22 protein-coding genes and 1 other annotated feature are annotated in these 25,055 nt (G+C 35.2%); of the genes, 16 read left to right on the forward strand and 6 right to left on the reverse strand.

Going from position 1 to position 25,055, the window contains the following annotated elements; genetic code table 11:
- Positions 1 to 73 precede the first annotated feature (73 nt).
- A complete protein-coding gene (locus WAX74_RS08390) occupies positions 74 to 925 on the reverse strand; it encodes a DegV family protein (RefSeq protein ID WP_336497212.1) in 852 nt (283 codons plus the stop codon).
- Positions 926 to 940: 15 nt separating this feature from the next.
- Positions 941 to 1,753: a Cof-type HAD-IIB family hydrolase gene (locus WAX74_RS08395; protein WP_336497213.1), complete on the reverse strand. Its 813-nt coding sequence runs from the start codon at positions 1,751 to 1,753 to the stop codon at positions 941 to 943.
- Between the two features lie 132 nt (positions 1,754 to 1,885).
- On the opposite strand from WAX74_RS08395, the gene WAX74_RS08400 reads away from it, so the two are divergent.
- Complete coding sequence (locus tag WAX74_RS08400; protein WP_336497214.1) at positions 1,886 to 2,644, forward strand: prolyl oligopeptidase family serine peptidase; 759 nt, start codon at positions 1,886 to 1,888, stop codon at positions 2,642 to 2,644.
- A gap of 49 nt (positions 2,645 to 2,693) precedes the next feature.
- Positions 2,694 to 3,002 (forward strand): metal-sulfur cluster assembly factor, encoded by a 309-nt coding sequence (locus WAX74_RS08405; RefSeq protein WP_336497215.1) that lies wholly within the window; start codon positions 2,694 to 2,696, stop codon positions 3,000 to 3,002.
- A 35-nt stretch (positions 3,003 to 3,037) separates the two neighbouring features.
- Here WAX74_RS08405 and WAX74_RS08410 read toward each other — a convergent pair whose 3' ends face one another.
- On the reverse strand, positions 3,038 to 3,733 hold the full coding sequence (locus tag WAX74_RS08410; RefSeq protein WP_336497216.1) for a Crp/Fnr family transcriptional regulator: 696 nt from the start codon (positions 3,731 to 3,733) through the stop codon (positions 3,038 to 3,040).
- A 153-nt stretch (positions 3,734 to 3,886) separates the two neighbouring features.
- On the opposite strand from WAX74_RS08410, the gene WAX74_RS08415 reads away from it, so the two are divergent.
- Positions 3,887 to 6,013, forward strand: a complete 2,127-nt coding sequence (locus WAX74_RS08415; protein WP_336497217.1) for an ATP-dependent Clp protease ATP-binding subunit — start codon at positions 3,887 to 3,889, stop codon at positions 6,011 to 6,013.
- Between the two features lie 549 nt (positions 6,014 to 6,562).
- Here WAX74_RS08415 and WAX74_RS08420 read toward each other — a convergent pair.
- On the reverse strand, positions 6,563 to 6,754 hold the full coding sequence (locus tag WAX74_RS08420; protein ID WP_336497218.1) for a YjzD family protein: 192 nt from the start codon (positions 6,752 to 6,754) through the stop codon (positions 6,563 to 6,565).
- Between the two features lie 162 nt (positions 6,755 to 6,916).
- Here WAX74_RS08420 and WAX74_RS08425 point away from each other — a divergent pair, with 162 nt between their 5' ends.
- The 7 genes from WAX74_RS08425 (at position 6,917) to WAX74_RS08455 (ending at position 15,394) form a co-directional block, all read left to right on the forward strand.
- The gene (locus WAX74_RS08425; RefSeq protein ID WP_336497219.1) at positions 6,917 to 7,852 is read left to right on the forward strand and encodes a beta-ketoacyl-ACP synthase III; all 936 of its coding nucleotides are present in this window, start codon (positions 6,917 to 6,919) and stop codon (positions 7,850 to 7,852) included.
- A 27-nt stretch (positions 7,853 to 7,879) separates the two neighbouring features.
- Positions 7,880 to 9,112 carry a beta-ketoacyl-ACP synthase II gene (gene fabF / locus WAX74_RS08430; RefSeq protein WP_336497220.1) on the forward strand — a complete coding sequence of 411 codons (1,233 nt, stop codon included), beginning with the start codon at positions 7,880 to 7,882 and terminating at the stop codon, positions 9,110 to 9,112.
- Between the two features lie 504 nt (positions 9,113 to 9,616).
- Positions 9,617 to 10,624: an ABC transporter ATP-binding protein gene (locus WAX74_RS08435; RefSeq protein WP_336497221.1), complete on the forward strand. Its 1,008-nt coding sequence runs from the start codon at positions 9,617 to 9,619 to the stop codon at positions 10,622 to 10,624.
- Positions 10,621 to 11,568: an ATP-binding cassette domain-containing protein gene (locus WAX74_RS08440; protein ID WP_336497222.1), complete on the forward strand. Its 948-nt coding sequence runs from the start codon at positions 10,621 to 10,623 to the stop codon at positions 11,566 to 11,568. Before WAX74_RS08435 ends, WAX74_RS08440 begins: the two co-directional genes overlap by 4 nt.
- A 1-nt stretch (position 11,569) precedes the next feature.
- Positions 11,570 to 12,532: an oligopeptide ABC transporter permease gene (gene opp4B / locus WAX74_RS08445; RefSeq protein WP_336497223.1), complete on the forward strand. Its 963-nt coding sequence runs from the start codon at positions 11,570 to 11,572 to the stop codon at positions 12,530 to 12,532.
- A 29-nt stretch (positions 12,533 to 12,561) separates the two neighbouring features.
- Positions 12,562 to 13,461, forward strand: coding sequence for an ABC transporter permease (locus WAX74_RS08450; RefSeq protein ID WP_336497224.1), 900 nt, complete (start codon positions 12,562 to 12,564; stop codon positions 13,459 to 13,461).
- A 73-nt stretch (positions 13,462 to 13,534) separates the two neighbouring features.
- Complete coding sequence (locus WAX74_RS08455) at positions 13,535 to 15,394, forward strand: oligopeptide ABC transporter substrate-binding protein (protein WP_336497225.1); 1,860 nt, start codon at positions 13,535 to 13,537, stop codon at positions 15,392 to 15,394.
- Positions 15,395 to 15,670: 276 nt separating this feature from the next.
- On the opposite strand, the gene trpS is transcribed toward WAX74_RS08455, so the two are convergent.
- Both trpS and WAX74_RS08465 read right to left on the reverse strand, forming a co-directional pair.
- Complete coding sequence (gene trpS, locus WAX74_RS08460; protein WP_336497226.1) at positions 15,671 to 16,657, reverse strand: tryptophan--tRNA ligase; 987 nt, start codon at positions 16,655 to 16,657, stop codon at positions 15,671 to 15,673.
- Between the two features lie 44 nt (positions 16,658 to 16,701).
- Positions 16,702 to 16,917 (reverse strand) — a binding site (T-box leader).
- A 52-nt stretch (positions 16,918 to 16,969) separates the two neighbouring features.
- Positions 16,970 to 17,314 (reverse strand): DUF3899 domain-containing protein, encoded by a 345-nt coding sequence (locus WAX74_RS08465; RefSeq protein ID WP_336497227.1) that lies wholly within the window; start codon positions 17,312 to 17,314, stop codon positions 16,970 to 16,972.
- Positions 17,315 to 17,551: 237 nt separating this feature from the next.
- Between WAX74_RS08465 and WAX74_RS08470 the strand changes: the two genes are divergently transcribed.
- The 6 genes from WAX74_RS08470 (at position 17,552) to WAX74_RS08495 (ending at position 24,753) form a co-directional block, all read left to right on the forward strand.
- Entirely contained in the window at positions 17,552 to 19,255 is a 1,704-nt protein-coding gene (locus WAX74_RS08470; protein WP_336497228.1) for a peptide ABC transporter substrate-binding protein, read from the forward strand.
- A 205-nt stretch (positions 19,256 to 19,460) separates the two neighbouring features.
- On the forward strand, positions 19,461 to 20,393 hold the full coding sequence (gene opp3b, locus WAX74_RS08475; protein WP_336497229.1) for an oligopeptide ABC transporter permease: 933 nt from the start codon (positions 19,461 to 19,463) through the stop codon (positions 20,391 to 20,393).
- Complete coding sequence (gene opp3C, locus WAX74_RS08480; RefSeq protein ID WP_336497230.1) at positions 20,393 to 21,412, forward strand: oligopeptide ABC transporter permease; 1,020 nt, start codon at positions 20,393 to 20,395, stop codon at positions 21,410 to 21,412. The genes opp3b and opp3C overlap by 1 nt, the downstream gene beginning before the upstream one ends.
- A 16-nt stretch (positions 21,413 to 21,428) precedes the next feature.
- Positions 21,429 to 22,493 carry an ABC transporter ATP-binding protein gene (locus tag WAX74_RS08485; protein ID WP_336497231.1) on the forward strand — a complete coding sequence of 355 codons (1,065 nt, stop codon included), beginning with the start codon at positions 21,429 to 21,431 and terminating at the stop codon, positions 22,491 to 22,493.
- Positions 22,493 to 23,434: an ABC transporter ATP-binding protein gene (locus tag WAX74_RS08490; RefSeq protein WP_336497232.1), complete on the forward strand. Its 942-nt coding sequence runs from the start codon at positions 22,493 to 22,495 to the stop codon at positions 23,432 to 23,434. The genes WAX74_RS08485 and WAX74_RS08490 overlap by 1 nt, the downstream gene beginning before the upstream one ends.
- Before the next feature lie 110 nt (positions 23,435 to 23,544).
- Positions 23,545 to 24,753, forward strand: coding sequence for a putative glycoside hydrolase (locus tag WAX74_RS08495; RefSeq protein ID WP_336497233.1), 1,209 nt, complete (start codon positions 23,545 to 23,547; stop codon positions 24,751 to 24,753).
- Positions 24,754 to 25,055: the final 302 nt, after the last annotated feature.

Below are 25,055 nucleotides of genomic sequence, written 5' to 3' on the forward strand. Positions count from 1 at the left end.
GAATAGACAAAACTATTCAAAAGAAAGAAAAGACGAGATTCTAAAATTAATTAGAATCTCGTCAAAATAATATTTAAGATAGTTTATTTAAAAAGAATAAGGCCAATGTACCTGGACCAACATGAGCTCCAATAGTGGAACCGATTCGATGGATCTCAATACTTTTTGGATTGTATTGTTCTTCAATTAATTGTTTTAGTTCAAGAGCTGTTGCTTCGTCATCTGAGTGACTAATTGCAATAGTTTGTTCAGCTAATTTCTCTCCACGTTCTCCCATTACTTCGATCATTCGCTTAATAACTTTTTTACGTCCACGAATTTTTTCAATTGGTACAAGTTTACCGTCTTCCATATGAAGAAGAGGTTTAATATTAAGTAGTCCACCAATAAAAGCACTTGCTTTGGAAACTCTACCGCCTCGTGCCATATAATCTAAGTCTTCTACTGTAAAGAGATGCTCCATATGTTTAGCTGTAAATCTAATTTTCTCCTCGACAAATGATAGGTCTAAACCTTCATCTCTTAAACGAACAGCTTCTTTTACTAATAGTCCATAACCAAGAGATGCACATTTTGAGTCAATAATCGTTAATTTTAATTCTGGGTATGTTTCTAACAACTGCTCACGCATCATTACTGCCGTACTATAAGTTCCAGATAACTCTGAAGAGAAGGCAATGTATAATCCTTCTTCACCCGATTTTGCAAGGTCTTCAAATAATCTTAAAAAAAGTTCAGGTGAGGCTTGAGATGTTTTGGGCTGTTTACCTGCACGAATTGCAGCATACACTTCATTTGAATCAATTCCAATCACATCTTCATATTCTTGATCATCAATATGAACTCTAAGTGGTGCTAATACAACATTATGTAGCTCATAAAAAGTTTTTGGTAAATCACTTGCACTATCAGCGAATAATCTCATTTCCATCCCCCTAATTTAGATATTTAATTTTAATCTATCTTTTAATAATTCTGCGATACCATCTTCATTATTCGTTAATGTAATTTCATTTGCAATATTTTGAAGTGGCGATATGGCATTTCCCATCGCAACACCAACTCCAGCATATTCAATCATTTCCAAATCATTGTCCTCATCCCCAAATGCGATGATGTTTTCTTTTGGAATATTTAAATATTCCGATACTATTTTTAATCCAACCGCTTTGTTTAAACCATTTCGAATAATTTCAATTACATCCCAAGGAGCTCCCCAACGACGTTGATCGATTACTTCTGCATGTACATCTTGAAGATGTTTACGCACCAAGTCTACAGAATCCTCTTCGGCATGAATCAGTAAGCTTGTTGGATCGGTTTTTAAAAAGGTACGTAAATCACCAGTTGTAATCTGTGGATTTCCAAGAGCGAAGGCAGAAATCATTTTTTCATCATGATTATGTAAATACACATCGTCTAACACTTCTGCCAGCATATTTTTAATTGAATAGTTTTGAACTGCCTCAACCACTTCTTTCACAACATGCAAATCGATTGGTCTATGTACAGTCTTCCAAGAAGTATCCATTGGGTGATGAACAAATGCTCCATTAAAATTGACGATTGGTGTATTTAAGCCTAACTCTTTATAATACATTTCACTAGATCTATAAGGTCTTCCGGTAGCAATCATTACTTCATGACCTTCGTTTTTTGCTTGTAAAATCGTTTTTTTAGTTTTATCTGATATTATTTTTTCATCTGTTAGTAAAGTACCATCTAGGTCTAACACAATTAAGTGACGTTGCATACAACTATCTCCTTTCATTCTACTGTAAAGTGTATCCTTTTCATGAATAAACGTCAAAATGAAATAACGGGTCTTTTGTAAATTCCCATTTACTTTGTTAATATAATATTAAATAGGGGAGGCGGTTCTTTAATGATTGTACAATCGGATACTTGGGGTAATATACCTCTACTTCATATATATAATGAAGAAACGAACATTAATTCGCCAATTATAATTTTTTTACATGGTTTTGAAAGCGCAAAGGAGCATAATTTACACTATGCTTACCAATTAGTAAATGCAGGATGTCGAGTATTATTACCAGATGCTCATTTACATGGTGAAAGAGATGAAAATTTAGATCAAGTAGAAATAAGTCTCCGCTTTTGGGAAACGGTATTAACTTCTATAGAAGAAGTAGGAAAACTAAAAGAGGAATTAAATAATAGAGGCTTTGGAAACGAACAAAAAATCGGCATTGCAGGAACTTCTATGGGAGGTATTACAACACTCGGCTGCTTAACAGCTTATCCTTGGATTGACGCTGCGGCTATAATGATGGGTACCCCGGGCTACGTTCAATTAGCAAAGGCACAAATCGAACAATTTGAACAAAAAGGATTTACAATACCTTTGAATGCGGAAGAAAAAGATAATATGTTCCAAACACTATCAACTTTTGATGCTTCTATACATATGAAGAATTTAGAAAATAAACCACTATTCTTTTGGCACGGAGTAAAAGATCAGGTCGTTCCTTTTGAACCGACTGCATATTTTATTGAATCTTATATGAAACAATATGGAAATGAAAACTTAGTATTTTTAAAAGATAAATCAGCTGGGCATGCCGTTACTCGAAAAGGGTTACTCGCAGCAACTAAATGGCTAGCAAACAATTTGGCTTAAAGAACGTAGTTTGTTATGATGAAATAAAGTATCAAGGAGGTTTATATAAATGGATCAAGATATGAAAGATAGTATGATGGGTGCTCTAGAAAATGTTATTGACCCAGAGCTGGGTATTGATATTGTTAATTTAGGTTTGGTATATGATGTTGATTTGACAGATGAAGGGATTGCAACCGTAACGATGACGCTTACTTCCATTGGATGTCCAATGGGTCCAATGATTGTGGATCAAGTGAAAACCGCACTTGGCGAATTACCAGAAGTAAAAGAAACAGAAGTTAATATCGTTTTCAATCCACCATGGTCAAAAGAAAATATGTCTAGATATGCTAAAATTGCATTAGGAATAAGATAAAAAGAAAAGCGGAAGCGCCTAGGCGTCTTCCGCTTTTAATCTATTCGGCATATGTGTAATGGACAGTTATCACATTCAATTTCTTTGCGTAAATAGTCTAAATTATGAATGGTTATAATTCCTTTATTCATTGTAACAATATCTGATTTTTTAAGATCACTTAACATTCGATTCACTACTTCTCGACTCGTTGCACAAAAGTTTGCTAATTCTTGATTAGTTAAGTGATGATCGATTAAGATACTTCCATCCTCTTGTTGAATTCCGTACGTATTAGAAAGACGTATCAAGGTAGAAAAGAGAGCTCCCTTTTTTCCATGTAACAATAAATCTTTAAATCTAGTTTCGTTCTTGAAATTATTCGTTTGTACAATTTTCATCCATTCCATCATGAGTGAGGAAGAAGACGTTAAAAATTTTTCCAGTTTCGTTCTTGGAAGAGCATAGATTTGAGTAGGCTCAATTGCGTGTGCAGATACCGAATGGTATATAGTTTCACAGAAAACAGATGTTTCCCCAATAATACTTTCAGGTCCAACAATTTTTAGAGTGAATATTCGTCCGCTCTCTGAATCCTTCGAAATTCTAACATACCCAGAAACGATATAAAACACTTCATCAGAACGTTCCCCTTCATTAAAAATAGGACGATCCTTTTCAATTTTTATAATGGAACCAAATTGGTCAAATAATGAATGTATACCTTCAAACAAAGAAGTGCCCTCGCTCATTACTAATCACAACCTTTCCATTTGTATAACAATAATAGCATATTAACCCTATGCACATAGGAAAAATCGCTTTTCTTTACAAATAATATAAGAAAATATTATAATTACATTAGTCAAAAAAGGTCAAACTATTTCAAGAGGAGATGGTTGGTTATGCAAATGAAGCAACAAGATGAAAAAAGTCCATTAGAAACATACGGACGTAATTTAGTCACTGCAGTAAAAGAAGGAAAAATGGATCCTGTTATCGGACGAGATCAAGAAATACGGGATGTTATTCGTATATTATCTAGAAAAACTAAAAATAATCCAGTGCTTATTGGAGAGCCTGGAGTTGGAAAGACTGCTATTGTAGAGGGCTTGGCACAACGAATTGTACGAAAAGACGTACCTGAGGGCCTTAAAGATAAAGATATTTTTGAGCTTGATATGAGTTCTTTAATTGCAGGTGCAAAATATCGTGGAGAATTTGAAGAGCGTTTACAGGCTGTTTTGAAGCAAGTTAAAGAAAGTGAAGGACAAATTATATTATTTATAGATGAAATCCATACAATAGTAGGTGCAGGGAAATCTGACGGTGCAATGGATGCAGGTAACATGTTAAAACCGATGCTCGCTCGTGGAGAATTACATTGTATAGGAGCAACTACGTTAGATGAATATCGTATGTATATTGAAAAAGACCCAGCGCTTGAAAGAAGATTTCAACAAGTTCTTGTACGAGAGCCATCTGTTGAAGATACAGTTTCTATTTTACGTGGACTGAAGGAACGTTTTGAATTACATCATGGTGTACGTATTCATGACAGAGCAATTGTTGCGGCTGCAGAATTATCAAATCGATACATTACTGAACGTTTTTTACCAGACAAAGCAATCGATTTAGTTGATGAAGCTTGTGCGATGATTCGAACAGAAATAGATTCTATGCCTCAAGAATTGGATGAAGTGACAAGAAAAATAATGCAGCTTCAAATTGAAGAACAAGCATTAATGAAAGAAAAAGATGCTGCCAGTCAAAAACGATTAGAACAGTTACGTCAAGATTTATTGGAATTAGAACAATCTACTAGAGAAATGCGAAATAAATGGCAGCAGGAAAAAGAAGCAATTCAAGTCATTCAGCAAAAAAGAGAAGAACTGGATCGTTTTAGAAGAGAATTGGAAGAAGCAGAAAATAAGTATGATTTAAATAAAGCAGCTGAGCTACGTCACGGGAAAATACCTTCATTAGAAAAAGAATTGCAAGTATATGAACAGCAAATAAATAATCAATCTGATACCCGTTTGTTACGCGAAGAAGTAACTTCCGAAGAAATTGCTTCTATAGTATCCAGATGGACAGGAATTCCAGTTATGAAATTGGTCGAAGGAGAAAGAGAAAAACTCCTTCGCTTGAAAGAGACACTTGGTGAAAGAGTTATTGGACAAGAACAAGCTGTACAATTAGTAACTGAAGCGGTTTGGCGTGCAAGAGCTGGTATAAAAGATCCTAAAAAACCAATTGGTTCCTTCTTATTTTTAGGACCAACTGGTGTAGGGAAAACAGAACTCGCTAAATCGTTGGCTGCAAATCTATTTGATTCGGAAGAGCATTTTATCCGTATTGATATGTCTGAATATATGGAGAAGCATAGTGTTTCTCGTTTAGTTGGAGCACCTCCAGGATATATAGGGTATGAAGAAGGTGGCCAATTAACAGAAGCAGTTCGTCGAAATCCATACTCTGTTGTACTATTAGATGAAATAGAAAAAGCTCATCCTGATGTTGCGAATATTTTATTACAACTAATGGATGATGGCCGAATTACAGATAGCCAGGGACGTATAGTTAATTTTACAAATACGGTCGTTATTCTAACTTCTAATATCGGTTCTCAATATCTTGGAAATACGACAGGAGTCATTGACGAAGAGGAAGAAAGTCTTGTAATGGGCGCTTTAAGAGAGCATTTTAAACCAGAGTTATTAAATAGATTAGATGACATTATCATGTTCCATTCATTAACTATTCATCATTTTGAAAAAATCACTGAAAAATATGTAAAACAATTGCAAGATCGTGTACAAGAACAAGAGGTCAACTTGCAAGTAAATCATGAAGTGATTAAGTGGATAGTGGAAGAAGGTACAGACGCTGCATTTGGGGCTAGACCTTTAAAACGTTTTATACAAAGAAATTTAGAAACTGCTGTAGCAAAGCTATTAATAGGTGGAACGATTCTTCCGGGAAGTACAATTGTTGCAGAGATTGAAGATAATCAATTAATAATTAAATAGTAAGACAGTCTGACAGCTCCTGAAGAAAGGGAGCTGTCAGACTAAAGAGAACCCCAAAATTTGTTTTAAATAGGATAGATCAGGTTTTCCTAAGCTTACCGCTCGCTTTCCGCGGGCGAGCGCCGAGCCGCTTGGGCCAACAGGATGTTGGTCATGAAGGCTTCGCCTCAGGACGAGGCGCCCTTAGCCTTCCTTCCTCTAATACGCTCCTGCAGGGTCTCGTCTGTCTCGCTTTCCCGCAGGAGTCGAGCGGACGCTTCTCCAAACCAATAAAATGCTACCTTATTATTTTCTATACATAGGAAGAACAATCTTGAGTAAAAGAAAATGATGACAAAAATCAAAATTATGAACAAGTCCAAATAGCCGATTGACCGATTCCAAAATTTGTAGGCTGACAACGAACGGACAAATGTCATAAAATTTTCGAGAAAAAAAGGAGGCTTGTGACGTAGTCACGAGCCTCCTTTTAAACAATTCATCGGTAATAATGTAGCCAAAAGACTGTTCATTGCCTTTCGAAAACATGTTAAATTATTATTGCGTTTTTTAATGATGTTCTGGTGTAGGTACTGGATCATTTGGAAGGATTGCAGTGATAAGGATAACCAAAATTGCAACCGGAATAGACATAATTAAGCCATTGTTTAAATCAAAGTCTACGTTTTGAACAGAGCTCACTACGTAATTTAACATAGAAACTAGTATTACGGACCATACAAGTGTCATAATATATTTCATTTCATTCACCTCATGCTATTTTTACTAAGTTAATCATATCATAACCCTTCCTAATTCAAAAGAATATTTACGATTTCAAACTATGTTGTTGAAAAATGTTCATATATTCGTTATTATTAATACCAGGTACTAATAATAGATTATAAGAAAAGGGGAACTTTCGTGAATGCAGGAATAATTGGTTTAGGAACTTATTCACCTGAGCATATTTTAACTAATGCAGACCTTGAGAAAAAAGTTGATACATCTGATGAATGGATTAGAACTAGAACTGGTATAGAAGAGAGAAGAATTGCAGGAGAGGAAGAAGATACTTCTCATTTAGCATATAAAGCAGCAAAACAGGCAATCGAGAGTGCTGGGATTTCTCCAGAGCAAATTGGGCTAATTCTTGTTGCTACAGTAACTCCAGATCAACCGTTTCCAAGTGTTTCTACCATGTTGCAACATCAGCTAGGTGCAACAAACGCAGCAGCAATGGATATTTCAGCAGCATGCGCAGGATTTATATATGGATTAGTTACAGCGAAACAGTTCGTAGAATCTGATACGTATTCACATGTACTCGTAGTTGGAGTAGAAAAACTTTCTAAGATAACAGATTGGGAAGATCGAAATACTGCTGTGTTATTTGGTGATGGAGCTGGAGCTGCTGTTGTAAGTAAAGTATCAGAAGGAAGAGGAATCTTATCATTTGAGCTTGGCGCAGATGGTAGTGGTGGTAAGCATTTATACCAAGATGGACCTTATCTTGTTATGAATGGTAGAGAAGTATTTAAGTTTGCTGTTAGACAAATGGGTGAGTCAGCAGTTAATGTTACAGAGAAAGCTGGTTTAACAAAAGAAGACATTGATATGTTAATTCCTCACCAAGCAAATATTCGTATAATGGATGCCTCACGAGAAAGATTAGGGCTACCTGTTGAAAAAATGTCTAAAACAATTCATAAGTATGGTAATACATCGTCTGCATCTATTCCCCTTTCATTAAAGGAAGAAGTAGATAATGGTAAAATAAAAGATGACGATGTAATAGTTATGGTTGGTTTTGGTGGTGGACTAACTTGGGGTGCTGTTGCATTAAAATGGGGAAAATAATAAACAACTGCGGAAGGATGAATATTCATGACGAAACGTAGAGTAGTAGTAACAGGATTAGGGGCAGTTACACCGCTTGGAAATGATATAGAAACTACATGGGCTGGTATTAAAGAAGGTAAATCCGGTGTAGGAATGCTTACACGACTAGATGCTAGTCTGTTTCCAGCAAAAGTTGCCGCTGAAGTGAAAGACTTTGATATAGAGAAATATATTGAGAAAAAAGATGCACGTAAAATGGATCGCTTTACACACTATGCACTTGCGGCATCTATCATGGCTGTGGAAGATGCAAATTTAACAATTACAGAGGAATTAGGGCTTCGAACTGGAGTATGGATTGGTTCTGGTATTGGTGGAATGGAAACATACGAAGCGCAGTTTCGTGTATTTTTAGAAAAAGGTACTCGTCGTGTTAGCCCGTTTTTTGTACCAATGATGATTCCTGATATGGCAGCAGGTCAAGTTTCTATTCATTTCGGAGCAAAAGCGATTAATTCTTGTACTGTAACTGCATGTGCATCAGGTACAAATTCGATTGGTGATGCATTTAAAGTTATAGAGCGTGGAGATGCAGATGTAATGATAACAGGTGGTGCTGAATCACCTATTACTCATATGTCTGTAGCTGGATTTTGTTCAAACACGGCACTTACATTGAATACAGATCCACAAACAGCTTCTAGACCCTTTGATGCAAATCGTGATGGATTTGTTATTGGAGAAGGTGCTGGTATTATCATTTTAGAAGAATATGAGCATGCAGTAGCTCGCGGAGCTAAAATATATGCTGAAATTATTGGATATGGATCAACAGGTGATGCACATCATATAACTGCTCCAGCACCAGAAGGAGAAGGGGCAGCTCGTGCTATGAAACAAGCACTTGAAGATGCTGGTGTTACCCCTGAACAGGTTGATTACATTAATGCGCATGGAACGAGCACACCATATAATGATCAATTCGAAACAATGGCTGTGAAAACTGTTTTTGGAGAACATGCGTATAAATTAGCAATGAGTTCTACTAAATCTATGACAGGCCATCTACTAGGTGCTGCTGGTGGGGTTGAAGCAATATTCACTGTGTTAGCTTTAAAAGAAGGAATATTGCCTCCAACAATGAATTTAGAAACACCAGATCCAGACTGTGATTTAGACTATGTTCCAAATGAGGCTAGAGAAGCGAATATTCAGTACGCAATGAGTAATTCTTTAGGCTTTGGTGGTCATAATGCTTCTATACTTTTCAAAAAATAATTATTAATACCAATAAATTTTTATTATATTTGTTACTGAAAAATATCTAAAAAAGAGAGTGTTTTCCAAGTTGAATTGGAAAATACTCTTTTTATTTTTACTTAAAAGAATGCTCGTATTTCAATAGTCTAGCAGGTTGAATCATTAAAGTGTTGACTGTTTTTTTTCCATTTATGTGTCGAAATTTGTAGATAAAAACATTGTAATTTACTCTGATAAAAATTTTTTTAAAATTAAAAAAGGTAATTAAAACAGTTGATAATATTGAATTAGTAGATAATTTTACATTTTCAAAAAAGAGTAAATTGATGTAATAATCAAAAAAATGTATTGCGATTGTAACAAACCTGTAATAGAATTTACACTTAAGGGTTGAATTAACAGAAAAATTGAAATTTAGGGTTGTGTATACAGTTATAAAAAAAATTTTATTAGAAGCCAAAAGAATTAATGAGGATTTATAAGTAAAAAGTTGCATGCTGTGAAAGGAGCTTAATTATAAATATGACTGGTGAACTTTTAAAGATTAAAGACTTACACACTGGTTTTAGAATAAAAGATACATATTACGATGCAGTTGATGGCGTATCGATTACATTAAAGAAGAATGAGATTCTTGCTATTGTTGGAGAATCAGGTTGTGGGAAAAGTACATTAGCAACATCGATTATAGGACTTCATAACCACATTAAAACAAGAGTACAAGGTGAGATTAATTACAACGGAGTGAATCTAGCAACCCTTGATGAAGAACAATTTAACAAAGTAAGAGGCGAAGAGATTGGGATGATCTTTCAAGATCCATTATCTGCATTAAATCCTCTTATGCGAATCGGAGAACAAATTGAAGAAAGCTTAATATTTCATACAAAAATGACTAAAGAAGCTCGGAACAAAAGAGTAATTGAATTACTTAACCAAGTAGGTATACCGAATCCTGAGCGTGTTGCTCGACAATTTCCTCACCAACTTTCGGGAGGAATGAGACAACGGGTTATTATTGCAATAGCAATTTCATGTAAACCTAAAGTAATAATTGCTGATGAACCTACTACTGCTTTAGATGTAACGATTCAAGCTCAAATACTAGATCTATTAAAAGATTTACAAGCAGAAACAGAAGCAGGAATTATTTTAATTACACATGATTTAGGTGTTGTAGCAGAAGTAGCCGATCGCGTTGCAGTTATGTATGCAGGTCAAATTATTGAGGAAGCTCCAGTTGAAGTACTTTTCTCAAATCCGCAGCATCCATATACAAGGTCACTATTCAATTCTATTCCACAAATGAATAGTGAAAATGAAAAGCTACAAGTTATTCAAGGAATGGTGCCATCTCTCATGAAACTTCCACGGAATGGATGTCGTTTTTCCGCACGAATTCCATGGATTCCAGCTGTAGCTCATGAAGAAAATCCAACACTTCATGAAGTTTCTCCAGGTCATTTAGTAAGATGTACTTGCTGGAAACACTTTCACTTTGAAAGTGAAGAGGGAGGTATAGCAAAATGAGCTTTATGAAAATTAATGACTTACATGTCCATTATCCTATTAGAGGTGGATTTTTTAATACAGTTATTGATAATGTCTATGCAGTAGATGGTATCAGCCTAGAATTTGAAAAAGGAAAAGCATATGGATTAGTTGGTGAATCAGGTTGTGGTAAATCAACTACCGGGAAAGCAATTATTGGTCTGGAAAAAATTACTTCTGGGGAAATTATATATGAAGGAGAGAACGTGACACATAAGCGTCGAAGTTTTGACTCTTCTTATAATCGAGATATTCAAATGATATTTCAAGATGCTCACTCTAGTTTAAATCCTAGGAAAAGAGTTCAAGACATTATTGCGGAACCAATTCGTAATTTTTTGAAATTATCTCCAGATGAAGAAAAACGCAAAGTCAACGAACTTTTAGCGATAGTTGGAATGAGCGAAGATGTGAAATTAAAATATCCACATGAGTTTTCAGGAGGACAAAAACAAAGAATCGGTATAGCTCGAGCAATTTCATGTAATCCAAAATTAATCATAGCAGATGAACCAGTTTCCGCTCTTGATCTTTCAGTGCAGGCTCAAGTTCTTAACTTTATGAAAGATATCCAACAGGAATTTGGACTTAGCTATTTGTTTATATCACATGATTTAGGCGTCGTGAAACATATGTGCGACCATATATCGATTATGTATAAAGGACGTTTTGTTGAGTCTGGAAATCGAAATGATATTTATAATAATCCTCAACATATTTATACAAAGCGTTTATTATCTGCAATTCCAGATGTAAATCCGATAGGACGAGACATCCGAAAAAGAGAAAGAATTAAAGTTGAGTCAGATTACGTTGTAAATCATAAAAGTTATTACGATGAAAATGGAAAAGTTTATGATTTAAAACAATTAAACGAATCACATCAAGTAGCGATGAATGCTCATGAAAAGGGGGGCATTTAATATGTGGAAAACAATCGTAAGACGAGTATTAATCATGATTCCACAGTTACTTGTCTTAAGTTTATTAATATTTTTTATGGCGAAATTTATGCCTGGTGACCCCTTTACTGGGATGATTACACCAGATACAGATCCAGCTCGTATTGAGGAACTTCGCGAAAAAGCTGGTTTAAATGATCCTTGGTACGTACAGTACGCAACGTGGATTACTAATGCTGCACAAGGTGATTTCGGAAAAAGTTATACCTATAAAATCGGAGTTTCAACTTTAATTGGAGAACGCGCCTTAAATACATTCTGGCTTTCTTTAGTTAGTGTAATTTTGTTATATGCACTTGCTATTCCGTTAGGGGTTATAGCTGGACGTTATCAAGATACCTTTTTAGATAAAACGGTCGTATTGTATAGTTTTGTTACTTATGCCATTCCGACATTCGTTTTAGCATTAATCTTCTTATTTATTTTTGGCTATCAACTTCACTGGTTTCCAACAGTAGGTAGTGTAGACATTAAATATGATACAGGGACCTTTGGCTATATTGGGAGTAAGTTTTATCACATGCTCTTACCTGCTATTACGACAGCAATACTAGGTACAACTAGTGTTATTCAATACTTACGTTCTGAAATTATTGACGCTAAGTCCTTGGATTATGTGCGTACTGCAAGAAGTAAGGGAATCCCTATAAGTAAAGTGTATTCTAGACATATTTTTAGAAATTCTTTACTTCCAATTGCAGCTTTCTTTGGATTTACAATTACCGGATTATTGGGTGGTTCGATCTTTATTGAAACAATTTTCGGTTATCCAGGCATGGGACAGTTATTTATTTCATCTATTCAATCACGTGATTATAGTGTAATTACTGCACTTGTTATGTTATACGGCTTCTTAACGTTATTAGGTAGTCTACTGTCCGATATTATCATGAGTATTGTTGACCCAAGAATTAGGATAGAATAGGCGAAATAAGTTAAGGAGAGGTGAATAATATGGAAAAATTAGCAGATGACAAATTAATAGATTTAAACTCTCCTCCAACAGGTATCCAAGTGATTTTTAGAGAGTTTAAAAAAGATAAATTAGCAATGTTTTCACTGATATCACTTATCGTTGTAATTATCGGAGTTTTTATATGGGCTTGGCTTATTGACCAAGAAACATTAATGCGTGTAAGCCTTAGAGATAAATATGCTCCACCAGGAGACAAATTCTTTTTAGGAGCTGACCAGGGCGGCAAAGATATTCTGGGACAGTTAGTTATTGGAGCTAGAAATAGTATTGCGATTGCTATCTCAATTACATTGATCACAGGTTTTATTGGAATAATTATAGGTCTGGTATGTGGTTATTTCAGTGGCTGGATTGATAACATTTTTATGCGTATTATTGATTTCTTTATTACTATTCCTTCATTAATGCTGATTATCGTTTTTGTTACGATTGTCCCTAAATACACAGTGACCGTGTTCATTCTAATCCTGAGTATATTTTTATGGCCATCGATAGCTCGGCTTGTTCGAAGTAAAGCACTATCGGAGAGTAGACGAGATTATGTAAATGCATCAAAAACAATGGGTACAAATGGATTCTTTATTATTTTTAAAGAAATCATGCCAAATCTAAGCTCCATATTAATTGTTGAATTAACTCTAAATTTTGCTGGTAATGTTGGTATAGAAACAGGATTATCATTTCTTGGATTTGGATTACCACCACAAACACCAAGTTTGGGATCACTTGTAAGCTATGCAAGTAATCCACTAGTTTTAAAAGAGATGTGGTGGGTTTGGTTACCTGCATCCATATTTATATTGTTAATGATGCTTGGGATCAACTACGTAGGTCAAGCTTTACGCCGATCTGCAGATGCAAAACAACGACTTGGCTAAGCCAAGTAAGTTTCGGTATTAGACGTTTTACGTTTGATATATATATTAAAGAGAATAAAAAGGAGGAAACAGAATGAATAAAAAGCTTTGGGCTTTACTTGCAGTACTTATAGCTTTCATGCTTGTCCTTGGCGCTTGTAATAAGGATACAGAAAAAGGCTCGGAAGGTACAAAAACAGAAGAAGGTACAAAAACAGAAGAAGGTAAAGAAGAAGATAAAGAAAAAGAGGAAGAGCCAGCAGCTGATGATTCAGCATTATTTCCATTAGACGTAACAAATGATGGAAATGCAATTACTGGTGGTACTCTAAAAGTTGCTATGGCTAAAGATGAGCCATTCCAAGGTATTTTTTCATATGTATTATATGAAGATGGTTATGACGCTGATATTTTAGCTTTTGCTACTAACTCTCTTTTTGAAACAGATGGTGACTTCTTAATTACTGATAAAGGTATCGCAAGTATGGAAGTCGATCAAGCAAGTAATAAAGCAACAATCAAAATTAAAGAAGGCGTTAAATGGTCTGATGGAGAACCACTTAAGATTGAAGACTTAATTCAACCCTACTTAATTATTGGACATAAAGATTATACAGGCGTTCGTTATGACGCTGATTTCCAAAATATTGTTGGAGCTGTGGAATACCATGATGGTAAAGCAGACACAATTTCTGGTCTTAAAAAAGTAGATGAAACAACTTTAGAAATTTCATTTAATAAGTTATCTCCAGCTATCTTTAGTGGTGGGGATGGTCTTTGGACATATGCAGAGCCAAGTCACATCATTAAAGATATTCCAGTTGCAGAATTAGTAGAAAATGATGCTGTTCGTAAAAATCCAGTTACTTTAGGTGCATTTAAAATTGATAAAGTTGTACCTGGTGAATCAGTACAATTTGTTGCAAATGAACACTATTGGAAAGGTAAACCAAAACTAGATGGCGTTCTTGTTAAAGTAGTACCTACAAGCTCCATTTCAGTAGCTATCCAACAAGGTGAATACGATATTGTTTCAAGCTTCAGTGCTTCTAAAATGCAAGAAATTAAAGACTTTGATAATATCGATGTATTAGGTCGTCAAGAGCTTTACTATGCTTACCTTGGTTTCAAACTAGGTAAATACGATTTCGATAAGAGTACCGTAGTAACCGATATTGAAGGTTCGAAAATGGGTGACGTAAAATTACGTCAAGCTATGGGTTATGCAATTGATGTAGAGCAAGTTGCAGAAGTGTTCTATAATGGATTACGTGAACGTGCGAACTCTCTAATCCCTCCAGTATTTGAATCATTCTATGATGATTCTTTAGAAGGATATAAATACGATCCGGACAAAGCAAACGCATTACTAGATGAGGCTGGATATAAAGATACAAATGGCGATGGTGTTCGAGAAGATAAAGCAGGTCAACCATTAGAAATTAAATTTGCTACAATGGCTGGCGATGATATTGCAGAAGATATTACTCAATTCTATTTACAAAACTGGAAAGATGTTGGTTTAAACGTAACATTAACTACAGGTCGTACAATTGAATTCAATAGCTTCTATGATAAAGTTGAAGCTGACGATCCAGAAATCGATATTTTCATGGCTGCATGGGGTACAGGTACAAACCCATCTCCAGCAGGATTATACTCAAAAACTGCTCAATATAACTTTAGCCGTTATTCTTCAGATCAATTAGAACAAACGTTAACAAATATTGACTCTCCAGAGGCATTCGATCCAGAATACCGTGCGAAAGAATTCCGTGCATGGCAAGAATACATGGCTGAACAAGCTCCAGTTATTCCAACTATGTACCGTTATGAGTTAGTACCAGTTAACAAACGTGTGAAAAACTGGAACATTGATTATGCAAACGAATCTTTCAGTAATTTACAAGATGTTGAACTTGTATCAGATACAGCTGTGAAATCTACAAAATAATTCTTGAATAGCGTAGAAGGCTGCATACGAAATAATATAAAAAACCGTTCCTTTACGAAAGTTTAGGAACGGTTTTTCATATAGTTTATTAAGGAGTGATAGAAATTAGACTTTTACTTTTTTTAATCAGTTATGGAATTGCAATAATTACATGTTCTAATTTAGTTCTATATTTAAACTTTTTATCACTAGGTTACTCTTTTAGCTCTGTCCTCATGTATATATTACAAACAAATGACTTTATAATTTTTTGTTTATCTCTAGTTTCCTTAACGACTATCGTCTTCTACCAAGGCCCAATGCGGATTCCATCTTAGAAAGTGTTTCTTTTGCAAGAATATTTGCCTTTGCCGCTCCACGGTCTAAGATATCATCGAGCTCAGAAGAGTTTAGTAATTCTTCATAACGGGCTTGAATCGGTGCAAAATGATCAATGATTACTTGAGCAACTGATGCTTTAAAGTCTCCATATCCCTTACCTTCATATTTTTGGACAAGTGATTCAATAGAAACATTCGTTAATGCCGATTCGATAGACAACAAATTGGATACGCCAGGTTTGTTTTCCGGGTCAAATGCAACAATACCTTCAGAATCTGTAACAGAACTTTTTATTTTCTTTTCAATTTCTTTTGGTGTATCAAGAATACGAATGGTTGCTTTTAGATTTGGATCAGATTTACTCATTTTCTTTAATGGATCTTGAAGAGATTTTATGCGAGCTCCACTTTTCGGTAATTGTATTTCAGGAATTGTAAGGACTTCACCGTAGCGTTTATTAAAACGTTCTGCCAAATCACGTGTTAATTCGACATGTTGTGTTTGATCTTCACCAACAGGAACAATATCCGATTGATACAAAAGAATATCGGCAGCCATTAGTGGTGGGTATGTTAATAGAGCAGCAGATACACCGTCCTTACCTTCGGATTTGTCTTTAAACTGTGTCATTCTTTCTAATTCACCGATGTATGAAATACACTGCATAATCCAACCAGCTTGCGTGTGTGCAGGAACTTCAGATTGAATAAATAAAGTAGACTTCTCTGGATCAATACCTACAGCAAGATACAATGCTGCGAGTGAACGAATATGTTTATTTAATTCTTGTGGATCCTGTGGAACAGTAATCGCATGTTGATCTACAATACAGAATACACATTCATAGTCATCCTGGAGTGCAGTAAACTGTCTGAACGCACCAATATAATTACCTAGAGTGATGGTTCCTGTTGGTTGGACACCTGAAAATAACTTTTTCATTTTGTTTTCCTCCTTAAAATAAAAAAACATCATACATCCCTAAATAAAGGGACGAATGATGTATAATCCGTGGTACCACCCAGTTTGCTAAAATATTATTAGCCACTCTTCTTCGTAACGTGAAGGGGACGGTATATGCTACTTTAAGTTCACATATACTGCTCAGAAGCCCATTCTATTTGAAGTATGTTCTGCTTGCACCAACCGCAGACTCTCTGATCATACATGTCAAATATACTTTTCTTCGTCGAAGCACATTATCGTATTTTGAACATTATAGTATAGAAGAAACATAAAAATCAAGCTGAAATCTTAACTATAATAAACAAACAAAGCTATACACATACAGAATAAGCTAGATAATCCTAAAGCAATAATCGGTTTGTGTGGAAATGAGAAAATTTCTGATGGTAAACGCATTTCACTGGCATCCTTTTTAAAATGCTTAGGAGTGAATACCTTCCTTGTGCTTTCTGTAAAAAAGTCAAAAAACCCTCCTGATAAAACATATGTCATCATTCCAAAAAATGTAATTATACCTCCAACATAGAAGGACATATTGGCATATGTAACTAGGTTTATTTTTCCATATACTATGAAAATAAGAATGAAAATAAGGAGTTGTAATCCTAAAAAGTAAACTATTTTTGTCTTCATATTTCACCTCTACAAGATTTGATTATAGAAGATTGATGAAAAATAATCAAAATTTAAGAGAATTATTTGTAAAAAAATTGAAAATACTTTACCAAAGATTCTCAATTGTTAGGACAATGTAATGATTTTGTTACAATAATGTAAAAAAATTTCCGAAATATCTGTACAAGTCTTTCTGAAAATGTATAATAATTATTGTAATGAATTTTTTCTGACTATTTAAAGGAGGTTATTCTTTTGAAGAATAGCAAGTTTTTATGGCTTTTTAGCCTACTGTTAGTTCTTAGTATTTTCCTTGCAGCTTGTGGCGACAAAGAAGAAGGTACTACTACAACTACAGAAAAAGAAGAAGATCCAGCAACAACAGAAGAAGTAGCTGCAGATGAAGAGCAAGTGCTTAATTTAATCCAAACTGCTGAAATTCCAACAATGGATTCTGCTTTAGTTACAGACGCAGTAGGTTTTGACCTTTTAAACAACGTTAATGAAGGTTTATATCGTCAAAATGAAGAAAACGTACCTGTACCTGCAATCGCTGCAGAGGAACCAGCAATTTCTGAAGATGGATTAGTTTATACGTTCAAATTACGTGACGCTAATTGGTCTGATGGATCACCAGTTACTGCAAATGATTTTGAATTTGCATGGAAACGCGCAATGAATCCTGACACTGCTTCAGAATACGGTCCATATATGATGGGTGGCGTTATTAAAAATGCTACTGAAATCACAGAAGGATCTGTTGAGTACACTGAGTTAGGCGTTAAAGCTCTTGACGAAAAAACGTTAGAAGTAACGCTTGAAAAGCCAACTCCTTATTTCTTATCACTTATGTCATTTGGAACATTCTTACCACAAAAAGAAGAGTTCGTTACAGCGCAAGGTGAAAACTATGCGAAAAACTCAGAATCAGTTTTATACAATGGACCATTTACACTTGCTAACTGGGACGGAACAGGTTTATCTTGGCAATTGCTTAAAAATGAGCAATACTGGGATAAAGATACTGTAAAACTTACAGAAATCAATTATGATGTAGTTAAAGAAGATGCAACTAGAGTCAACCTTTATACAAATGGTGAAAAAGACCGTGCAACACTTTCTGGTGAATATGCTCTACAATATGCTAATGATCCAGAAGTAGTAAAAGAAATGGAAGCTACTGTATTCTATTTCAAATATAACCAAGAACGTAATGGAGAAAAAACTCCACTTGCTAACGTAAATATTCGTGAAGCAATCTCAAAAGCATTTAACAAACAAGATTTAGTAGATGTAGTTTTAGCAAATGGTTCTGTTCCAGCTAACTACTTAGTACCAAAAGACTTTACTTTTGATGCAGATGGTAATGACTTCCGTGATGTAAACGGCGATATGGCTACTTACAATGTAGATGAAGCTAAAGCAGCATGGGAAAAAGGTTTAGCTGAATTAGGTGTTACTGAACTTTCTATCGAAATTCTTGGTGGAGACACAGAACTTTCTAAAAAAATGGATGAGTACTTCAAGTCTCAACTTGAAACAAACTTACATGGTTTAAAAGTTAGTCTTAAAGAAGTTCCATTTAACGTTCGTTTAGATCTTGATACAAACCAAGATTACGAGATTCAAGTTGCAGGATGGGGACCAGATTTCCAAGATCCTTACACATTCATGAACTTGTGGTTAACTGGTGGCGGAAATAACCAAATGTCATACTCTAATCCAGAATATGATAAACTTGTAAACTCTTCAAACAATGAATTAGCTTTAGATGCAGCTGCTCGTTGGCAGGCAATGGCTGATGCTGAAAAAATAGTTATTGATCAAGATTTCGGTATTGGACCAATTTACCAACGCGGTGTAATGGCACTTCAAAAACCATATGTTAAAGGTATTGTTACTCACTCATTCGGTGGAGACTATAGCTACAAATGGGCTTATATTGAAGGTAAAAACTAATAAACATTAAAGAAAATTAGAGTTTGAAAATCTCATAAGTAGAGAGTATATGGTGTCCTTTTTGGATCGTATACTCTCTTTTTAAATGAATCAGAATTCACCAAATATTTTATTATTTTTTTCTACTTTGACAATTACTAGTCTTTTCTGTTTATATATTATAATATAATAATCTATTAAAATATTTTATTTAGGAGGTGCAAAGATGGCAAAATATATTTTTCGACGAGTAGTTTATGCCTTGATTACGTTTTTCTTGATTGCAACGGCGACGTTTTTCTTAATGAAGGCGCTTCCAGGATCCCCAATTAGTTCTGCTTCTAAACTAACCCCTTCACAACTTGCGATAGTAGAAGCGAAATATGGATTAGATCAACCAGTAGCGGTACAGTACGGTAAATACATGCTAAACTTAGCTAAAGGTGATTTAGGTAACTCATTCCAATTTAAAAATGCAAATGTCACTGACTTAATAATAAGTCGTTTAGGACCATCTTTTCTTCTTGGTACACAAGGTTTAATATTAGGTGTTGCAATTGGAATAATGTTTGGTATGATTGCTGCTCTGCGGCAAAATACTATTTGGGATTACGGTAGTACATTAATAGCCATTATCGGAATCTCCATTCCATCTTTCGTTTTTGCGACTTTTCTTCAATATTGGTTAGGTGTTAAATGGGAAATATTCCCGGTAGCTTTATGGAAAGATGGGTGGATGTCGAGTGTTCTACCTTCTATAGCGTTGGCTATGGGTCCACTTGCTACAGCTTCCCGTTTCATTCGTACTGAAATGATTGAAGTTTTAAGTTCCGACTATATTACACTTGCAAAATCTAAAGGAGCGAGTGGTTTTGAAATAGCATTCAAACATGCTTTTAGAAATGCATTGATTCCATTAGTTACCGTATTAGGACCATTAGCAGCTGGATTACTTACAGGCTCACTTGTTATTGAGCAAATCTTTGCTATTCCTGGTATTGGGGAACAATTCGTTAAGTCAATTATGTCTAATGACTTCTCGATCATAATGGGTACGACTTTGTTTTTCTCTGCGTTTTTAATTTTCGTAATATTCGTAGTAGATATTCTTTATGGAATTATTGACCCACGTATTCGATTGTCAGGAGGTAATAGCTAATGAACGTAGATACAAAAAACTTACCTGCTGATGCTTTTGAAAGAGTTCATATAGATAGTACCCAAGCAGAGCGAATTTCTAAACCTAGTGTAAGTTTTTGGCAAGATGCTTGGTTAAGATTACGCAAAAACAAAGCTGCGATTGTTAGTGTTTTTATTTTGGTGTTTATTATAATCATGGCCTTTGTTGGTCCTATGATTAGTCCACATGAAGCAGACAAACAAACAATTACGCATGCAAATCTACCTCCTAAAGTTCCAGGTCTCGAAAAACTAGGAATATTTGACGGTGTAGGTACTTTAGGTGGTAAAGAAGTAGATTTGTATGAATTTAAAAAAGTAGATACGTATTATTGGTTTGGTACAGATGGTCTTGGACGGGATACTTTTTCTCGCGTCTGGGAAGGAACACAAATTTCGTTATTCATAGCATTCGTAGCTGCTTTGATTGATGTTGTAATTGGTGTTGCTTACGGTGGTATCTCAGGGTACTATGGTGGTCGTATAGATGATGTTATGCAACGTTTTGTGGAAATTCTTATTGGTATTCCAAATTTAGTGATTATTATTTTAATGCTTCTGTTCATGGAACCCGGTGTAACTGCGATTATCATCGCTATTACGTTAACTGGATGGACGGGCATGTCTCGTATCGTACGTGGTCAAGTACTAAAATTCAAGAATCAGGAATTTGTTCTTGCCTCACGAACTCTAGGTGCAAGCAATGGTAGAATTATTGCCAAGCATATTTTACCTAATATTATGGGTGTAATTATCATTAATACGATGTTTACTATTCCATCTGCTATTTTCTTTGAAGCTTTCTTAAGCTTTATTGGTTTGGGGTTACAACCACCTGATGCCTCATTAGGAACACTAATTAATGATGGCTATAAATTGATTAAATTCCAGCCACATATTTTATTGTACCCAGCTTTAATATTAAGCTTATTGATGATTGCATTTAACTTATTGGGTGATGGTTTACGTGATGCATTTGATCCTAAGATGAAAGACTAAAAGGAGGAAAGCCTACATGGAAAAAATATTAGAAGTTAAAGATCTAGAGCTTTCCTTCCATACATTTGCAGGAGAAGTTAAAGCTATTCGTGGCGTTAATTTCGACTTAGTAAAAGGGGAAACTCTTGCAATTGTTGGAGAGTCTGGTTCTGGTAAATCTGTTACAACGAAGGCTATCATGCGTTTATTGCCTGAACATAGTTCAGAATTTAAAAATGGTCAAATCCTTTTTAACGGAAAAGACTTAACTAAATTAACGGATAAAGAAATGCAAAAGATTCGTGGGAAAGATATTTCGATGATCTTCCAAGATCCTATGACATCTTTGAATCCTACTATGACAATAGGCAAACAAATTATGGAGCCTATTTTGAAACATCAAAAAGTTAGTAAGACCGAAGCTCGTAAAATTGCGGTAGACCTGTTACGTTTAGTAGGAATGCCGAAACCTGAAGCTCGTATTAAACAGTATCCTCATCAATTTTCTGGAGGACAACGACAACGTATTGTTATTGCAATAGCTTTAGCTTGTAATCCACAAATCCTTATTGCGGATGAGCCTACAACGGCACTGGATGTTACAATACAAGCACAGATTCTAGAGTTAATGAAAGATCTACAGAAGAAAATTGATACATCTATTATTTTCATTACGCATGATTTAGGTGTGGTAGCGAACGTAGCAGACAGAGTGGCAGTTATGTACGGTGGACGAATTGTAGAGATTGGTACTGTAGATGAACTTTTCTATAATCCACAGCATCCATATACATGGGGGTTACTAAGTTCAATGCCTTCATTAGATGTTGGGGAAGAAAAACTCTATGCAATTCCAGGTACTCCTCCAGATTTATTGTTTCCACCAAAAGGAGATGCCTTTGCATTACGTAGTGACTATGCATTAAAAATCGATCTGGAAGAGGCACCACCTTTCTTTAAGGTAAGTGATACGCATTATGCAGCAACATGGTTATTACATCCAGATGCTCCTCAAGTAGAGCCACCTGCTTCGATTGTTGAGCGCATGAAAAAATTCCCTGGTAGCCGCTATTATAATGGAACTAAAGGGGGGGCTTACTAATGGCTGAAAAATTACTAGAAATCAGAAATCTAAAGCAATATTTCAATCCAGGTAAGCCGAATGAAGTTCGCGCTGTTGATGATATTAGCTTTGATATATATAAAGGTGAAACACTAGGACTTGTTGGAGAGTCTGGTTGTGGAAAATCAACTACTGGCCGTACTATTATTCGTTTATACGATGCAACAGATGGTGAAGTAATTTATGATGGTGTAAATGTACACGATAAAAAATCTAAAAATGATTTAAAAGTTTTCAACCGTAAAATGCAAATGATCTTCCAAGATCCTTATGCTTCTTTAAATCCACGTATGAAAGTATTGGATATAATAGCAGAAGGTTTAGATATTCATGGTCTAGTTAAAAATCCGAAAGAACGTAAAGAACGCGTAGTAGAATTATTAGAGACAGTAGGTTTGAACCGTGAACATGCTGATCGTTATGCACATGAGTTTTCAGGCGGGCAGCGTCAACGTTTAGGAATTGCAAGAGCACTTGCAGTAAACCCTGAATTTATCATTGCCGATGAGCCAATTTCAGCACTAGATGTTTCAATTCAAGCACAGGTTGTTAACTTATTGAAGGAATTGCAAAAAGAAAAAGGATTGACGTATTTGTTTATTGCTCATGACTTATCTATGGTTAAATACATTTCGGACCGTATTGGTGTAATGTATTTCGGTAAATTGGTCGAGCTTGCTCCTGCAGAGGATTTATATAATAATCCCCTACATCCATATACTCAATCTTTATTGTCAGCTATTCCGCTTCCAGACCCTGATTATGAACGTACTCGTGTTCGTAAATCGTACGATCCTTCTTCACATAACTATCAAGATGGGGAAGAAATAGCGATGCGTGAAATAACACCTGGTCATTTTGTTTATTGCTCAGAAAAAGAACACGTAGCTTTAAAAGCAACTGCCAGCGCACGATTATAGTTTTAAACGGTCATTCTAAATAGAATGGCCGTTTTTTTTATTAATATTCTTTCATTCTATCCGTACTACTGATAGAATGAAGAAAAAAGTAGAGAGGAAGGCTTTTACATATGAAGAATACTTTAAGATTATTAGCATCTATTGGCATGGCAACAACAATTATTGTTCCTACTTCAGTTTCAGCTGAAGGGAATTTGTTCTCCAAAAGCTTTTCACCTAAAGAATATAGCTTTCAAGCAATTGACGAGTCGCTCGTCTCGTCTTCCAAATTATTTATATATGATTCAGGGCTTCAATTTGAATATCCAGATGCAGTAAGAGGGGTATATGTCACCGGTCATTCTGCAGGAGGCTCTAGATTTAACGATTTAGTAAAACTGATGGATTCTACGGAACTAAATGCTATGGTAATAGATATAAAGGATGACTTTGGAAATTTAACATACATACCCAAGGAGGACTCGTCATTAGCAAAATATGATATTGGCAAACCATACATAAAGGATCCACAAAAAATGTTAAAAATAATGGAGGAAAAACAAATTTATCCGATTGCTCGGGTCGTAGTTTTTAAAGATACGGAGTTAGCCGAACGAAAGCCAGAATGGTCGTTTGTGGATGGTAATTCCGTTTGGAAAAATGGAAGAGGTGAATCATTCGTTAACCCATTTTTACAAGAAGTATGGGATCATAATGTCCAAATAGCAATTGAAGCTGCCAAGATGGGCTTTAAAGAAATCCAATTTGACTATGTACGTTTCCCCGAGGGATTTGAAAAAAGAGATAGCACGCTAAAATACTCAATGGGGGACTATGAAACATCAGAGCTTGATTCTGTTCAAAGACGAGTACAAGCAGTTACAGATTTTGTTGCCTATGCTAAAGAGAAATTGAAACCATACGGGGCACAGGTCTCTGTAGACATTTTTGGTTATTCTGCAACACTTCCAGAAGCACCAGGAATCGGACAAAACTTTTCTAAAATATCGGCTAACGTAGATGTCATTTCTTCTATGATATACCCAAGTCATTGGACATCTTATTTCGGTATTGCTAAACCTGATCTCGAACCATATCGATTGGTTCAAGAATACGCTAAAGTAGAGAACGCTAAATTGGGAGAGCTTGAAAATCCACCTGTATCTCGACCTTGGCTTCAGGATTTTACTGCTTCTTATTTAGGATCAGGGAATTACCAAAAATATGGTAAGAATGAGGTCGAAGCTCAAATAAGAGCTTTGAATGAAGCCGGTATTAAGGAATTTTTACTGTGGAATGCAGGCAATAAGTATTCTCCTGGTGTGGATTATACGCCATAATTAAAGAATTTATAATGAAACATAAGAAGAAAATTTTATGGTCTGACTGTAGAAAATACTCGAAGAAAACGATGATAGAGATTGATTGAACTAAATGAAAAAAACATTAAAGGCAGTTGGCATGAACTATTCCAACTGCCTTTTTTTATTTTTTGAAACCTTTTTTCATCTAAAACGTACTATTAAGTATAACAGGCATTTTCAATTTGACCTTTCTAAATGAGAATAACGTAAAAAAATATTTCTAAAGTAGGTTTAAATAATATAAGAGATGGGTATAAGGTAAACATACAGTTATTTAA

Source organism: Psychrobacillus mangrovi (genome assembly GCF_037104765.1).
GTDB lineage: Bacteria > Bacillota > Bacilli > Bacillales_A > Planococcaceae > Psychrobacillus > Psychrobacillus mangrovi.